The 16,304-nt window shown below is 61.4% G+C and carries 13 protein-coding genes; 3 read left to right on the forward strand and 10 right to left on the reverse strand.

The genetic code is table 11. The features are described 5' to 3' along the window. Window positions 1-19: 19 nt before the first annotated feature. Genes ACR0LD_RS07970 through ACR0LD_RS07985 form a run of 4 tightly spaced genes read right to left on the reverse strand, consistent with a single transcriptional unit; the run spans window position 20 to window position 5,414 of the window. Entirely contained in the window at window positions 20-1,183 is a 1,164-nt protein-coding gene (locus tag ACR0LD_RS07970; protein WP_480636369.1) for a M20 aminoacylase family protein, read from the reverse strand. A 16-nt stretch (window positions 1,184-1,199) separates the two neighbouring features. Next, the gene (locus ACR0LD_RS07975) at window positions 1,200-2,366 is read right to left on the reverse strand and encodes a M20 aminoacylase family protein (protein ID WP_480636370.1); all 1,167 of its coding nucleotides are present in this window, start codon (window positions 2,364-2,366) and stop codon (window positions 1,200-1,202) included. A 55-nt stretch (window positions 2,367-2,421) separates the two neighbouring features. Beyond that, a complete protein-coding gene (gene argE, locus ACR0LD_RS07980) occupies window positions 2,422-3,588 on the reverse strand; it encodes an acetylornithine deacetylase (protein WP_480636372.1) in 1,167 nt (388 codons plus the stop codon). Between the two features lie 5 nt (window positions 3,589-3,593). Further along, the gene (locus ACR0LD_RS07985; RefSeq protein WP_170450691.1) at window positions 3,594-5,414 is read right to left on the reverse strand and encodes an ABC transporter ATP-binding protein; all 1,821 of its coding nucleotides are present in this window, start codon (window positions 5,412-5,414) and stop codon (window positions 3,594-3,596) included. 282 nt (window positions 5,415-5,696) lie between these two features. On the opposite strand from ACR0LD_RS07985, the gene ACR0LD_RS07990 reads away from it, so the two are divergent. From ACR0LD_RS07990 to ACR0LD_RS08000, 3 genes are all read left to right on the forward strand, one after another. After that, window positions 5,697-7,403, forward strand: coding sequence for a peptide ABC transporter substrate-binding protein (locus tag ACR0LD_RS07990; protein ID WP_480636374.1), 1,707 nt, complete (start codon window positions 5,697-5,699; stop codon window positions 7,401-7,403). A 94-nt stretch (window positions 7,404-7,497) separates the two neighbouring features. Continuing rightward, a complete protein-coding gene (locus tag ACR0LD_RS07995; RefSeq protein WP_170340961.1) occupies window positions 7,498-8,505 on the forward strand; it encodes an ABC transporter permease in 1,008 nt (335 codons plus the stop codon). Next, window positions 8,498-9,478, forward strand: a complete 981-nt coding sequence (locus ACR0LD_RS08000; RefSeq protein ID WP_480636376.1) for an ABC transporter permease — start codon at window positions 8,498-8,500, stop codon at window positions 9,476-9,478. Before ACR0LD_RS07995 ends, ACR0LD_RS08000 begins: the two co-directional genes overlap by 8 nt. A gap of 7 nt (window positions 9,479-9,485) precedes the next feature. On the opposite strand, the gene ACR0LD_RS08005 is transcribed toward ACR0LD_RS08000, so the two are convergent. The 6 genes from ACR0LD_RS08005 to ACR0LD_RS08030 all read right to left on the reverse strand — a co-directional run bounded on the left by ACR0LD_RS08005 (window position 9,486) and on the right by ACR0LD_RS08030 (window position 16,150). Further along, window positions 9,486-10,622, reverse strand: coding sequence for an MFS transporter (locus tag ACR0LD_RS08005; RefSeq protein WP_480636377.1), 1,137 nt, complete (start codon window positions 10,620-10,622; stop codon window positions 9,486-9,488). 69 nt (window positions 10,623-10,691) lie between these two features. Next, complete coding sequence (locus ACR0LD_RS08010; RefSeq protein WP_170508821.1) at window positions 10,692-11,969, reverse strand: DUF3422 family protein; 1,278 nt, start codon at window positions 11,967-11,969, stop codon at window positions 10,692-10,694. 106 nt (window positions 11,970-12,075) lie between these two features. Beyond that, window positions 12,076-12,432 (reverse strand): VOC family protein, encoded by a 357-nt coding sequence (locus ACR0LD_RS08015; RefSeq protein ID WP_149776878.1) that lies wholly within the window; start codon window positions 12,430-12,432, stop codon window positions 12,076-12,078. Between the two features lie 98 nt (window positions 12,433-12,530). Then, a complete protein-coding gene (locus ACR0LD_RS08020) occupies window positions 12,531-13,985 on the reverse strand; it encodes an NAD(P)(+) transhydrogenase (Re/Si-specific) subunit beta (protein WP_170357315.1) in 1,455 nt (484 codons plus the stop codon). Window positions 13,986-13,998: 13 nt separating this feature from the next. Then, window positions 13,999-15,570, reverse strand: coding sequence for a Re/Si-specific NAD(P)(+) transhydrogenase subunit alpha (locus ACR0LD_RS08025; RefSeq protein WP_480636380.1), 1,572 nt, complete (start codon window positions 15,568-15,570; stop codon window positions 13,999-14,001). 130 nt (window positions 15,571-15,700) lie between these two features. Next, a complete protein-coding gene (locus ACR0LD_RS08030; RefSeq protein WP_093964875.1) occupies window positions 15,701-16,150 on the reverse strand; it encodes a methyltransferase family protein in 450 nt (149 codons plus the stop codon). Window positions 16,151-16,304: the final 154 nt, after the last annotated feature.

Consider the following 16,304-nt stretch of genomic DNA (forward strand, 5'->3'; position numbering starts at 1 on the left):
TTCTCTCCTTAAAAAAATCTCAGGCCACCGGCATCCGGCGTTCGACCATCTCAGCAAACCACGAGCATCCGATCGGAATGATCTCGTCATTGAAATCGTATTCGGGGTGGTGAAGCCCGGCGCTGTCGCCATTTCCCAGGACTATGAAGGCCCCGGGACGTTCCTGCAACATGAACGAGAAGTCTTCACCCCCCATCACCATCGGTGCCTCGGCACAGCTGCCACCCACGGCAATTGCCGCGGATTCTGCATATCCAGTCTGCTCTTCCGCGTTGATCGTGACGGGAACGCCGCGCGAGTAGGTCACCGTGGCGGTGCCACCTATGGTCGCCGCGACACCTTGCACAACTTCATTCAGCCGCTGTTCGATCAGGTCGCGCATCTCGTTCGAATGGGTGCGGACGGTGCCACGCAGGCGGGCCGATTGCGGGATCACGTTAAATGCATTCGACGAGGTCTCGACCGCAGTGACCGACAGAACGGCCTGCAAGATTGGGTCGGCGTTGCGCGAAACGATGGTCTGCAGGGCCACGATCAGTTGCGACAGCATGACCGTCGTGTCCACGGTTTCCTGCGGCTTGGCGGCATGACCGCCGCGGCCTTCAATATGGATGTCGAACTCGTCCGCCGCCGCCAGCAGAGGCCCGGAGCGAATGGCAAACTGCCCGGTCGGCAGGCCCGGAACGTTGTGCATCGCATAGACTTCCTGGATGCCGAAGCGGTCCATCAAACCGTCCTGGCACATGGCTTCCGCACCGTTGCCGCCTTCTTCGGCCGGCTGAAAGATCACGATCGCGGTCCCATCGAAGTTTCGGGTCTCGGCCAGATATTTGGCGGCGCCCAGAACCATCGCAGTGTGACCGTCATGGCCGCAGGCATGCATGGCGCCCGCAGTCTTGGAGGCATATTCCGCTCCCGTCTGCTCTTGCATTGGCAGCGCATCCATATCGGCCCGCAGACCGATCACGCGGCCTTGGGTGTCGGTCCTGCCCTTGATCACGCCGACCACCCCGGTCCGGCCAATTCCGGTCACGACATCGTCGCAACCGAACTCTTTCAGTTTTTCCGCAACCAATGCGCTGGTCCGATGGGTATCGTAGAGAATTTCGGGGTGTTGATGTATGTCGCGCCGCCAACCGGTGATTTCGGGGTGCATTTCGGCAAAACGGTTCTTGATCGGCATGACTGTCTTTCCTGTTTCAGGCGATGGGCATTCGTCGTTCGACGAGCTCGGCGAACCAGCTGCATCCGGCCGGAATGGCCTGGTCGTCGAAATTGTATTCGGGATGGTGGCACATGGCCGTGTCGCCGTTCCCCAAGAAGATGTAGGCTCCGGGCCGTTCTTCAAGCATGTAGGCGAAGTCTTCCGACGGCATGATCGGATCCGTTGCGTCATTGACCTTGCCTGCCACCGCCTCGGCGGCTTCGGCGGCGAAGGCCGTTTCCGCCTCGGAATTCACCGTCACCGGGTAGCCGGGCGTCCAGGTCACGCGGGCTTTGGCGCCAAAAGCCGAGGCTGTGTCTTCGGCGATCCGGCGCACGCGCTCCTCGGCGATGCCACGGTATTCCGGGTCCAGTGTGCGAACCGTGCCCTGCAGCCGGACCGTGTGCGCAATCACGTTCGAGGCGACGCTGTCAGTTTCAAACGTCCCCACCGTCAGCACCACCCGTCGGATTGGATCAACGGTGCGGGATACAACCGATTGCAGCGCAACCACGATATGCGATGCCACCAAGGTTGTGTCGATGGCTTCATGCGGCGCGGCGGCATGGCCACCTTTGCCGGTCACGACAATCTCGAACTCGTCCGACGACGCCAGCAGCGCGCCGGGCCGGATTGCGAACTCTCCGACAGGCAGGCCGGGCATGTTGTGCAAGCCGTAGACTTCCTGAATGCCCCATCGATCCATAAGCCCATCGCGGCACATGGCCAGACCGCCGGCTCCGCCTTCTTCGGCCGGTTGAAAGATCAGAACCACCGTTCCATCGAAATTGCGCGTCTCGGCAAGGTATTGCGCAGCGCCGAGCAAGATCGACGTGTGCCCGTCATGCCCGCAGGCATGCATCTTGCCCGGCACGGTCGAGGCATAGTCCAGTCCGGTCGCCTCGTTGATCGGCAAGGCATCCATGTCGGCACGCAACCCGATCACCCGCCCCTGCGTGTCCGTCCGCCCTCGGATCACGGCCACGACACCGGTTTTACCTATACCCGGCGTGATTTCATCGACACCGAACGCCTTGAGCCGGTCGACAACGAAGCGGGCGGTTTCATGCACGTCGTACATCAACTCGGGATGCGCATGCAGGTGCCGCCGCCACTTGGTGATCTCGGCGTGCATTTCGGCAAGTCTGTTTTTGACCGGCATGTTCTACTCTCCGAGCTTCGGACTGAAATCCTGAGTTTCCAGTGCCTCTTTTGGGTCACGCCGCCAGTTTGTAGACCAGACGCTGCATGAAGTCATGGCCGGCGTTGAACTGAGCGATCGTGATGTATTCGTTCGGCTGGTGCGCCTGCGCGATATCTCCGGGCCCACAGATCACGGCTGAGTAACCGGCCTCCTGAAACTGACCGGCTTCGGTGCCATAGCTGACGACATGGGTAGCGTTGTCGCCCGTAAGGGCACGCACCAGTGTCTCGGCTTCGCCATCGGTTTCCGGGACCAAAGCCGGAACGGCAAAGCTGGCCTTCACCTCGATATGGGCGTCCGGATGCACTTGCTGCATCTTCCTTTCCGCCACTCTTACCTGTTCCAGATAGGCTTCTTTCCAAGCTGATGCCTGCTCGCCGGGGACGACCCGGAAATCCATCATGAAACGGCAATCCTTGGCCGTTATGTTGTGCGCAGTGCCGCCCTTGATCATGCCCACGTGACAGGTTGTCCAAGGAGGATCAAAGACTGCCGCGATATCGCTGGGGTCCGCCGCCATGTTGATGTCGTTCTGGGCATTTGCCCAGTCGATCAGCGGCGCGGCATACATTATCGCATTGACACCGGTATGCATGATCGAACTGTGCACCTCGTATCCAACCACGTGGGTATCAAAGCCGAAGCCGCCCTTGTGGCCGGTGACGGCCTGCATCATCGACGGCTCGCCCACCACCACGGCCGAGCCCTTGGGCAGAACCTCCTGCATGGCGACGATCATGGGCGGCGCACCGGTGCAGCCGACCTCCTCGTCAAAACTCAGCGCCAATTGCAGCGGGCGCTTGACGTCGGCGTATTGCGCCTCGACCAGCGCCCAGATGGCGAGGGCGTCAAAGCCCTTCATGTCACAGGTGCCACGTCCGAAATACTTGCCGTTCCGTTCGGTCACGACAAACGGGTCGCTGTCCCAGGGTTGTCCGTCCACCGGCACCACATCCGTGTGACCGGAAAGCACGACCGCGCCTTCCTCCCAAGGGCCGACATGGGCAAACAGGGCCGCCTTGTGCGGCTGATCCGGATCCGGCCATCGATGAGCGCGGATTCCGTGGCCGTTCAGGTAGTCTTCGACCCAGTCGACCAGCGGCAGGTTGCTGTCGCGGCTGACGGTGGGAAACGAGATCAGCTTGGTCATGATCTCAAGCGGAGTCAGGCGCTGTGACATATGGGTCAGTAACCGCTGTCGGTCGTCAGGATGAAGTGGCCCGGCTCGACCTCGCGGTATTCCGAAGGCGCAGGCTCATAGCCGATTGGGTGAATTGGAGACGGGATCGGTTTGAAATTCAGATCTTTTTCCGTTTTGCGCTGATTGGGATCGGCGATCGGAACCGCCTTCATCAATGCCTGCGTATAGGGGTGCTGTGGGTTCTCGAAAACACGCGCCCTTGGGCCCAGTTCGACGATCCGGCCCAGATACATCACACCCACGTGGTGGCTGACCCGCTCAACCACGGCCATGTCGTGGCTGATAAACAGATAGCTCAGCCCAAGTTCGGACTGCAATTCCATCATCAGGTTCAGAACCTGCGCCTGAACAGAAACGTCCAGCGCGGAAACGGCTTCGTCCGCAATGATCAGCTTCGGGTTCAGGGCCAGCGCCCGGGCAATCGCAATTCGCTGCCGTTGCCCACCCGACATTTCGTGCGGGAATCGACGCATGAAGCTGCGTGGCAGGTGCACCTTGTCGAACAGCTGTGCGACCCGGTCTTGCAGTTCCGACCCCGACGCCACGCCATAGTTGCGCATCGGCTCGGCCACCTGATCAACCAACTGCATCTGCGGGTTCAGCGATGCGAATGGGTCCTGAAAGATCATCTGCATGTCCAGGCGGGCCTTGCGCAGGCCCTTCTGGTCCAGCTTCATGATGTCCACACCATCAAGACTGATTTCACCGGCCATGGGCTCGATCAACCGCAGGATCGAGCGGCCGGCCGAGGATTTTCCACAACCCGACTCGCCGACGAGGCTCAGCGTCTGCCCTCTGTTCAGGGTGAACGAGACATCTTCGACCGCGTGCACATTCGAAATGGTGCGACGCAGGATCCCGCCTTTTACCGGGAACCGCGTGGTCAGGTTCCGGACTGACAGCAATACATCCTCGGTTCCGGGAATCGGGGCGATCTTCTGACCTTCGACACCCAGCAACTTCATCGGCTCGGGGGCGGATTTTCCGCGCATCTCACCCAGCTTGGGCACCGCGGCCAGCAGAGCCTTGGTGTAGTCATGCTGGGGATTCTCGAAAATCTCGGTGACGGTGCCCTCTTCGACCTTGTTGCCGCGGTACATGACGACGACCCTGTCGGCCATCTGGGCGACCACGGCCATGTCATGGGTGATGAACATGACCGCCGTGCCGGTTTCACGCTTCAGCCGGTCCATCAAGGCGAGGATCTCGGCCTGGATCGTCACGTCCAGAGCCGTGGTGGGTTCATCGGCGATCAGCAGGCGCGGCTCGCAGGCCATGGCCATTGCGATCACAACCCGCTGGCGCATCCCGCCCGACAATTCGTGCGGATACTGCTTGAGCCGCCGCTCGGGTTCTGGGATGCGGACCTGTTTCAGCAGCTCCAAGGCGCGTGCTTCGGCTTGGGACTTGGACATATCCTTGTGAATCCGCAACCCTTCGGTCAGTTGTCGCCCGACCGTGAAAACGGGGTTCAGCGCAGTCATCGGTTCCTGAAAGATCATCCCGATTTCGTTGCCGCGAATCTGCTTCATGAGGTCCTGATCGGCCTTGGCCAGATCCAGCTCGGTCCCGTCGTTACGGTCGAAAATCAACTGTCCGCCGGCGATTTCACCCCCGCCGAATTCAACAAGGCGCATCAATGACAACGAAGATACGGACTTGCCCGATCCCGATTCGCCCACGATGCAGACGGTTTCGCCCGGACGGACCTCGAACGAGACGTCCTCGACCCCGACGACGGGCCCATCCTTGGTTTGGAATTCGACCCGAAGTTCCCTGATCTGGGCGATAGGCTGATCCAGCACGCGAGCGCTCCCCTTGGCTGCATGAGTGTTTTGATTGCCGAACGCTAAGGCGGGCTGACAGGAAAAGTCAAACGCATTGCCAGTTTCGCTGCGGCAAGGCTTGCAATTTCTGCAAACTCTGTTTCGATACCCCGCGTAACCGTGCCGAGAAATTGGGCGTAGTGCGCAGACATTTGCGCAATTGTCTTTTGTTTCAGTGGCTTGAGCCCGGCACGGCAACGCCAAATCCGCAGGCCTTGCGGAGAAAATCGAGACACGAATGTGTCCAACAAGGAGTGTATGATGAAAATCAAAACCCTTTTGCTTGGTGCGATTGCAAGCACGGCGATGGCCCCGATGGCCATGGCCGAGCGCGGATCGGACGGCAACGTCAGCATCATCTATTGGCAAGCACCCTCGATCCTGAACCCGTTTCTGTCGGGCGGCACCAAAGACGTCGAAGCGGCCTCGCTGGTGATCGAACCTCTGGCCCGCTACGACCAGGACGGCAACATGGTGCCGTATCTGGCAGCCGAAATCCCGACCGTCGAAAACGGCGGCGTGAGCGAGGACCTCACTTCGATCACGTGGAAGATCGCCCCGGGGATCACCTGGTCGGATGGCACGCCGTTCACCTCGGCCGACGTGAAATTCACCGCCGATTACTGCATGGACCCCGAAGGTGGCTGTGCGCAGGTGACCAAGTTCGAAGGCGTCACCAACGTCGAAGCTGTGGATGATCTGACCGTCAAGGTCACTTTCGACAAGCCGACCCCGTTCCCCTACGGTCCGTTCGTCGGCGGCGAAAGCCCGATCATTCAGGCCGCTCAGTTCGCGAACTGCATGGGCGCGAAAGCTCCGGAATGCACCGAGCAGAACTTCAACCCGATCGGCACCGGCCCGTTTGTCGTCACCGAGTTCAAGCCGAACGATGTGATCACCTTCAAGGCCAACGACAACTATCGTGACCCGGCGAAACCGGCCTTCGCAACCGTGACCTTCAAGGGCGGCGGCGATGCGACCGCGGCCGGTCGCGCCGTGATGGAAACCGGCGAGTTCGACTATGCCTGGAACCTGCAGTTGGCGCCCGAAGTGATCGCGCAGATGCAGGAAGGCGGCAAAGGCACTCCGGTGGCAGGCTTTGGCCCGCTGGTCGAGCGCATCATGCTGAACCAGACCAACCCGTCGCCCGAACTGCCGGAAGGCGAGCGTTCGACGGCCAAGCACCCGCACCCGTTCCTGAAGGATCCGGCGGTCTACAAGGCTATGTCGATGGCAATCGACCGCCCGCTGCTGGTTGAGATCGGCTATGGCCAGGCGGGTAAAGTGACCTGCAACTGGGTGCCGGCTCCGGCTGCGTTCAACTCGACCTCGATGACCTGCGACACGCAGGATATCGAAGGCGCCAAGAAACTGCTGGATGATGCCGGCATCGTCGACACCGACGGCGACGGCGTCCGCGAGAAGGATGGCGTTCCGCTGAAGATCGTCTATCAGACCTCGACCAACGCCGTCCGTCAGGACTTCCAGGCGCTGATCAAGGAATGGTGGAGCCAGATCGGCATCGAAACCGAACTGCGCAACATCAACGCCTCGGTCTTCTTCGGTGGTGACCCGGGCTCGCCCGACACGTTCCAGAAGTTCTATGCTGACGTCGAGATGTACGCCAACACCTTCAACGGCACCGACCCGCAAAGCTATCTGGGCAACGGCCTGTGCGACAAGGCACCGCGTCCCGAGACCCAGTGGCAGGGTGAGAACATCAGCCGCTTCTGCAACGAAGAGTTCGACAAGCTGCACGCCCAACTGGCGCAGACCGCAGGTCTGGAGCAGCGCGCCGAAATCGCGAAGCAGCTGAACGACATCATGGTTCAGAACGGCGGCATGATCCCGCTGGTCCACCGTGGTCGTCTGTCGGCCCACGCAAACACTCTGGGCGGTGTCGTCCTGAACGTGTGGGACAGCGAACTGTGGAACATCGCTGACTGGTACCGCAAGACCGGTTCCTAAGCGCTAGCCTTGCACAGCCGCGTCCCGATCTGTATCGGGGCGCGGTCTTTCGCAAGTTCCACCAACAAGAAGACGCATATAAAGGCGCCTCTTAATGCTCAACTTCACCATTCGACGACTGATCCTGGCCGTTCCGACGCTGTTGTTCATCAGTCTCGTCATCTTCCTGTTGCTCGAGCTCGCCCCCGGCGACCCGATGGCACAGGTTCCGCTTACCGTTCCGCCTGAAGTCAAAGAGAAGATGCGCGAGGCGCTTGGCCTCGGCCAGCCTATGCATGTCCGGTTCTGGAAATGGATCGTGCAGTTCTTCTGGATCGAACCGCAGGTTTTGGTCGACCACATCTTTGGCACCACCTTTTCCGAAGGTGACCTGCGTGTGATTTCGTGGCAGACCCGCTCGCCCGTCATGGACATCGTCGTTCAGCGTATCCCGCAGACCCTGTGGGTTGTAGGCACCGCCTATGTGGTCGCCATCCTGATCGCCCTGCCCATTGGCATCTATTCGGCCTATCGCCAGTATTCCTGGTTCGACCAGATGGGCACCTTCGTGTCGATGGTCGGCTTCTCGGTTCCGCCGTTCTTCTCGGGGGTGCTGGTGATCGTGATCTTCTCGGTCCAGTTGGGCTGGTTCCCGTCGATCTATGACACGACGCATGTGGTCAATGACTGGGACAGCTTCGTCATTCAGCTGAAACAGATGATCATGCCCGTGATGGTGCTGGCGCTGCAGATCACCGCGCAGCTCAGCCGGTTCATGCGCGCCTCGATGCTGGACAACCTCAACCAGGATTACGTCCGTACCGCCCGCGCCAAGGGCCTGAGCGAATACACCGTCGTCATGGTACATGTCCTGCGCAACTCGATGATCCCGGTGGTTACCGTGATCGCTCTGGGTATTCCGGCGATCTTTGGTGGCGCGATCATCACCGAGCAGGTGTTCAAGGTGAACGGCATCGGCCAGCTGCTGATCGGCGCCATTCAGGCCAATGACTTGCCGATGGTGCAGACGCTGACCTTCATCTTTGCCGTGCTGATCGTCCTGTTCAACCTGATCGCGGACGTTCTCTATGGCATTCTGGACCCGAGGATCCGCTATGACTGATCACAATCAATCAGACACGCTGGTCCCTGATGAGGGCCTTGCGCCGGCCTCGACGGCCTTGCCGACTGCCGATGTAATGGAAGAACTGACCACCCCACCTCGCAGCCAGTGGCGCGACGTGTGGGACCAGTTCAAGACCCACAAGGGCGCCATGATCGGCGCGATGCTGTTCATCTTCATTGTCGCGGCCGTCTACCTTGGCCCGTTCCTGTGGACCATCGACCCGACCCAGATCGACATCCGGGCCCGCAACCAGGGGCCCAGCTGGACCCATCCGTTCGGCACCGATCAGCTGGGCCGGGACATCATGGCGCGAATGATGTCTGGGGGGCAGACCTCGGTATCGGTCGGCATCACCGCGATGCTGCTGGCGCTGTTCCTGGGGTCGTTCATCGGCGTGGTTGCCGGGTTCTTCAAACGGCTGGACGGGCCGCTGATGCGCCTGACCGATCTGTTCCTGGCCCTGCCGCTGCTGCCGCTGCTGCTGGTGATGATGCTGCTGTTCCGCGAGCCTCTGTCCGCTGCGTTCGGGCTTGAACGTGGGATTTTCATCCTGATCGTCTGCGCCATCGGCATCACCTCGTGGATGCCTACGGCGCGGATCGTGCGCGGCGACGTGCTGGCCATCAAGGAACGCGAATTCGTTCTGGCCGCCCGCTCGATCGGTACCAGCAACACGCAGATCATCACCCGGCACATCCTGCCCAACGTGCTGTCGCCGATCATGGTCTCGGCCACGCTGGGCATCGCCACGGCGATCATCACCGAAAGCGCGCTGTCCTTCCTGGGGCTGGGCTTCCCGCCTGACTTCCCCACCTGGGGCCGGCTACTGTTCGATGGCGTCGACTATCTGCAGCAATACCCCGAGCGTGTGTTCTGGCCCGGCCTGGCAATCTCGCTGACCGTGCTGAGCGTCAACTATCTGGGCGACGGCCTGCGCGATGCGCTCGATCCGCGGATCCGCGGACGCTGAACCAAAGTCAGTCGGCGCGCCTGAGCGCGCCGGCCAACACCACGATCACCACCGCCAGCGGCAGCAGGACGGCAAAGGCCAGCCGCAGTGACAGGATCCCCGCCAGAAGCCCGATAAGCGGCGGACCGATCAGCAGACCTCCGTACCCCAAAGTGGCGACACTGGCGATGGCCTGCCCCGGTGGGACATGCGGGTCATTCGCCGCCCGGCTGAAGGCCAGCGGCATGATCACCGCATAGCCCACGCCCATCATCGCGAATCCAGCCAGTGCCCCGACCGCGCCCCCGGCCGATACCACCAAGAACACGCCCAAAGCCGCGCAGGCTCCGCTGACCCGGGCCACCGGCACCGGGCCGAACCGGGCGATCACGAGGCCGCCTAGCAGCCGCACGGCAACCATGGACACCGAAAAAACGGCATAGCCCAAAGCTGCAACGCTTTCAGCCACACCCGTGACATCCCGCAGAAAGATGGCGCTCCAGTCAGCCACAGCCCCCTCGCCCAACGCGCCGCACATCGCGGTCAGCCCGACCAGAACCAGAACGCCGCTGGGCAAGGCAAAGATCGCGTTGGCGTCAGACTGCACCCGCCGCGACGTCCATCGGACCCAGGACAGGGCAAGCGCCAGCGCGACGGTTGCCCCGCCGGCCAGCAGGAAATGCGGCAACACGTCAAGCTGCAGCTGAACCGCGCCATAGCCGCTGAGCGCACCCAACCCGGCACCAAGGCTCCACATCGCGTGGAACGAGGACATCACCGGTTTGGCATAGGCCTGCTCGACCTCGGCGGCCCAGGCGTTCATGGCCACATCCATCGAGCCGTGGAAGGCCCCGAAGATGAACAGGAACGCAGCCAGCATGGCGAAGCTGTCGGCGGCCGCAAGAAGGATCAGTGAGGCCGTGTACAGGACCGCGATCACCCGCGTCACGGTCACCGCGCCAAACCTGTCGGTCAGGCGTCCGGTGACTGGAAAGGAACACACTGCCCCGGCCGCCATGAACAGCAGGCCATAGCCCAGTTCCTCGTGGCTCAGCCCCAGACGGTCACGGACGGCCGGAATGCGCGAGGCCCAGATCCCGAACAGGGCGCCGTTCAGGATGAACATGGCGGCCACGGCCCGCCAGGCTGAAACCAATCCGATCATGAAACCTGCCCTGCCAGCGAAATATCTGCCTCGCAGCAATACAGGCAGTGCGCCGGTTGGCAAGCCGCGCTATTCCAGCTTGCGGCGGATGCGGCGCACGGCCAGCCAGACAAGCGCCACTACCGGCAGCGTCACGCCTGCGGTCAGCATCCCCTTGCTGATCCCCGCATTGGTCAACGGGTACAGCAGGTAGCTGACCAGAGACACCGCATAATAGCTGATGGCGACCACCGACAGACCTTCGACCGTGTGCTGCAATCGCAGCGCCAGATCCGCTCGGCGGTCCATGCTCTCCAGCAAGGCCTGGTTCTGCGCGCTGCGCTCGACATCGACCCGCGTTCGCAGCAGGTCGCCGGCGCGAATGGCCCGGTCCGAAAGTGCCTGCAGCCGCCGTTCGGTTGCCTTGACCGTGCGCATGGCCGGGTCATAGCGGCGCATCATGAAATCGGCGAATGTCTGACGCCCGTGGAAGCGATCCTCGCGCAGCGCCTCGATCCGCTGGTGCACGATGGCCTCATAGGCCCCCGTCGCGGCAAAGCGAAAGGCCGAACGCGCCGACAGCGTCTCGAGCTCGGTCGAGGTGGCCAGCAATTGCGGCAGCAGATCGTCGGGATGGGTCGTATCCTTGGTCATCTCGCCCATCAACTGGGTCAGTTGCCGGTCCAACTCGCCGATCTGGGGCATCAGGGCCTTAACCCGGGCAAAGCCCAACATGGACATTGCCTTGTAGGTCTCGATCTCGCACAGGCGCTGGATGACCCGGCCGGTGCGCCTGCGCCCGGTGCCCTCGGACACGAACAGGGCAAACCGCATGTGGCCCGCCGGGTCGATGCGAAAATCGCTGGCGCAGATCGCCGAGTCGTCCAGTACCCGCGACACCGCCAGGCTTTCCGGTTCGAACCAATCCGCCAGCGCGGCTTGCGTGGCCCCGTCATCCGGGCGCGGCACCACCCGCAGCATGATCGAGGTCACGCGCTGGCCCGGACTGGCCAACAGCCAGTCGGGGGGGAAAACCTCGAAATCGGCGGGGTTAAAGGCGCGCTCGCTGACATTCTGAGTGATGGCCGTATAGGTCACGAATTCCGTGTGGTGCTCCCACTTCAACCAGTGCCGCCCGATCTGGCCGGCATAGTGGGTCGCATCGGGCTGCGGATGCTGTGCCCCGTGGCGGTCCAACAGGTCGATCAGGTGGGCCATATCTTCGGCTCGGTCGCGCGCCACCGCGGCGACCGGTTTTTTGATCGCAAGGAAGACAACCGTGCACGGCGCCTGCGCCACAGGGAACGGCCGCGCGTGCAATTCATTGGCCAGTGCATAGCGCAGCGGATGATCCTCGATTGGCGTCATGAACGGCTCCTTGTGTTCCGGGCACTATACGACACCAGAGAATTTCATCAATTATCTTTTTATTTCATATACTTACATGGATACCGCGGTATACAAGCCGGCTATCTCATTGATTTGGCTGCCAGAGCTCGATCGGATTGCCCTCGGGGTCGTGCAAGCGGGCGAATTTTCCGATCTCGCTGTTCCATTCGTCACGGGTCTCCACCTCGATTCCAGCCGCACGCAGTTGGTCGACCATGGCCGCCAGATCGTCGACGCGGAAGTTGATCATCCATTGCTGAGCCGCATCGCCGAAATAGTCCGTATCCGCAGCGAATGGGGCAAACACGGTGTAGCCTTCGCGCTGCTTCCAGGGGACCGGGTCATAGTGGTTGACGCCCAGATGGGTCTCGTACCATTGCGACAGAGCCTTCGGATCGCGGGCGCGGAAGAATACGCCGCCGATGCCGTTTACCTTCTGCATGGAACACCTCCTGCCGATTGGCGTTGATACGGCATCATACCCTGAAACGAAAAAAGGCGCCCGCAATGGGCGCCTTTTTCTTGGATCACAGCCGCGGATCAGTCGATCATTGGCAGCAGCTTGTCCAGCGACTGCTTGGCGTCGCCATAGAACATGCGGGTGTTCTCCTTGTAGAACAGCGGGTTTTCGATGCCCGAATACCCGGTGCCCTGCCCGCGTTTCGAGACAATCACCTGCTTGGCCTTCCAGCATTCCAGAACCGGCATCCCGGCAATGGGGCTGTTCGGGTCTTCCTGCGCCGCAGGGTTCACGATGTCGTTCGAGCCAATCACGATCGCCACATCCGTTTCCGGGAAATCGTCGTTGATCTCGTCCATTTCCAGCACGATGTCATAGGGCACCTTGGCCTCGGCCAGCAGCACGTTCATGTGGCCCGGAAGACGGCCCGCGACGGGGTGGATGGCAAAGCGCACATTCTTGCCCTTGGCGCGCAGCTTGCGGACCAGTTCGCTGACCGATTGCTGCGCCTGCGCCACCGCCATTCCGTAGCCGGGGATGATGATGACGCTGTCGGCATCGTTCAGCGCTGCTGCAACACCGTCGGCGTCGATCGCCACCTGTTCGCCTTCGACCTCCATCTGGGGTCCCGAAGTGCCGCCAAAGCCGCCGAGGATCACGCTGACAAAGTGACGGTTCATCGCCTTGCACATGATGTAGGACAGGATCGCACCCGACGAGCCGACCAGCGCGCCGACGACGATCAGCAGGTCGTTGCCCAGCGAGAAACCGATCGCAGCCGCGGCCCAGCCCGAGTAGCTGTTCAGCATAGACACAACGACCGGCATGTCGGCACCGCCGATGCCCATGATCAGGTGATAACCGATGAACAGCGCCGCCAGCGTCATCAGGAACAGCGGGAAGAACCCACCCGAAGCGGTGTACCAAATCAGACAGATCAGCGAGAGGCCAGCCGCCGACGCGTTCAGCGCATGCCCGCCCGGCAGCTTGGTGGCCGCTGAGGTCACCTTGCCGGCCAGCTTTCCATAGGCCACGACCGAACCGGTAAAGGTGATCGCACCGATGAAGATGCCCAGGAACAGCTCGACATGCAGAATGGCCAGCTCGGCCGGAGTTTTCTTGGCGATCAGTTTCGCGAAGGCGCCCAGATCCGACAGGTCGGCATCCTTGGCCGCGTCAACGATCGCAAAGACTTCGGCGACATTCTTGATCTCGAAATGGGCGTTGTACCCGACGAAAACCGCCGCCAGACCCACCAGCGAATGCATGGCGGCGACAAGCTGCGGCATCTCGGTCATCTGGACGCGCTGCGCCACGTATTGACCGATCAGACCGCCGCCGATGATCAGCAGCAGCGACAGCAGCCACAGGCCCGATCCGGGGCCGACCAGCGTGGCAAAAACCGCCAGCGCCATTCCAACGATGCCGTACCAGACCGCGCGCTTGGCGCTTTCCTGGTTCGACAGGCCGCCGAGCGAAAGGATGAACAGAACAGCCGCAACGACATAGGCGGCAGTGGTGAAGCCAAATTCCATGTGCCCGGCCTCCTTAAGATTTCTGGAACATGGCGAGCATGCGCCGGGTTACGAGGAAACCGCCGAAGATGTTGATCCCGGCCATGAAGATCGACAGCGCCGCCAGCAGAATGACGAGGAAAGACCCCGACCCGATTTGCATCAACGCGCCCACGATGATGATCGAGGAAATCGCGTTGGTGATCGCCATCAACGGTGTGTGCAGACTGTGGCTGACGTTCCAGATCACCTGGAAGCCCACGAAAACGGCCAGCACGAAGACGATGAAATGCTGCATGAAGCTTGCAGGAGCCACCAGCCCGACCAGCAGCATCAGCGCACCGCCCACGCCCAGCAGGGTGACCTGTTGCTTGGTCTGCGCCTTGAAGGCAGCGATCTCTTGCGCGCGCTTTTCTTCGGGCGTCAGTTCCTTGACCTCGGCTTTGGGTTTGGCCGCGATGGCCTGCACCTTGGGCGGTGGCGGTGGGAAGGTGATCTCACCTTCGTAGGTGACGGTCGCGCCACGGATCACGTCATCTTCCATGTTGTGATTGATCTGACCGCCCTTGTCCGGGGTAAGGTCAGTCATCATGTGACGGATGTTGGTCGCATATAGCGACGAGGACTGAGCCGCCATCCGGCTGGGGAAGTCAGTATAGCCGATGATGGTCACGCCATTGTCGGTCACGACCTTTTCATCCGGCACGGTGCCTTCGACATTGCCTCCACGCTCGGCCGCAAGGTCCACAATGACTGATCCGGGCTTCATCGCCTTGACCATATCCTCAAGCCACAGCTTGGGGGCCGGGCGGTTGGGGATCAGGGCGGTGGTGATGACGATGTCCATCTCGGGCGCCAGCTCGCGGAACTTGGCCAGCTGCGCATTGCGGAACTCCTCGGACTGAACCGAAGCATATCCGCCGGTGGCCGAGCCATCCTGCTGTTCTTCTTCAAAGTCCAGATAGACGAATTCGGCGCCCATCGACTCGACCTGTTCAGCGACCTCGGGGCGCACATCGAACGCATATGTGATTGCGCCAAGCGACGTCGACGTCCCGATGGCGGCCAGACCGGCCACGCCGGCACCAACGATCAGAACCTTGGCCGGCGGCACCTTGCCCGCGGCCGTCACCTGGCCGGTGAAGAAGCGGCCAAAGTTGTTGCCCGCCTCAATCACCGCACGGTACCCGGCGATGTTGGCCATCGAAGACAAAGCGTCCATCTTCTGCGCGCGGCTGATGCGGGGCACCATTTCCATCGCGATGACATTGGCGCCCTTGGCTTTCGCCAATTCCATCCCTTCTTCGTTCCCTGCCGGGTTGAAGAACGAGATCAGCGTCTTGCCCTTGGTCAGACGTTTCATTTCGGTCTCGGTGGGCACGCGCACCTTGGCGATGATGTCCGACGATTTCCACAAAGAGGCAGCTGTCTTGACGATTTCGACCCCGACGGCCTCGTAAGCCTCGTCTGAGAAACCGGCGGCAGCACCAGCCCCCTTCTCGATGGCGCATTCATAGCCCAATTTCTGCAGCTGCACGGCTGACTCCGGAGTCATCGCGACCCGGTTCTCGCCTTTCAGTATTTCCTTTGGCGTGCCTATTTTCACCGGCAAGTCCCCCTAATTTTCACTCTGACCGAGCGGGTGGTCGGTATTGTTTGTTAAGCAAAGATCTATCCTGCGCAACATTATTTCGCAAGCGCAGCATTCATTACGTTGTGTCACGGGTCGGCGCATTTCAGATCCACCGACGGGTTTTGCGTTCGTAACGCGCGAAATCCGCACGGAAGGTGCGGCGCAGGCGGTCCTCCTCAGGCAGGATGAACCGCCGTTCCAATACCCAGACGAACACAGGAACCAACACCAGCGACAACACGGCATCGAAGCGCAGGATCAACCCGGCAAGGATCAGGACATCGCCCAGATAGATCGGATTGCGGCTGCGCTTGTAGATGCCCGACTGCACCATTGCGGTGGGTGTTTCATGCGGAATGACCGTCGTACGGTGACGGCGGAATTCTACGATGGCCAGAACCGCCAGCAGGATACCCCCACCAATCAGCAACCCGCTTAGCAGGTCGGTCAACCCGCCTTCCAGCGACAGGCCGAGCGACAGATAACGGCCCTGCAACCAGGCCAACACCGCGAAGCCCAAAAGCCACAGTGGCGGTACGTCGATACGGCGCATGAGCATCCCTTTTGAACGACGACATGCACCGGCACATGTCGCTTCCGGGCCAAGTCCTACCGCTTTCAGACCCCGATGGCAAAGCATCTTGGCCTTGCGGTCGAATATTGTGCACCCGGGCCACAAACAGGCGGGCGTAGACAGCCCGGCACCG

The organism is Ruegeria sp. BF8 (assembly GCF_056538625.1).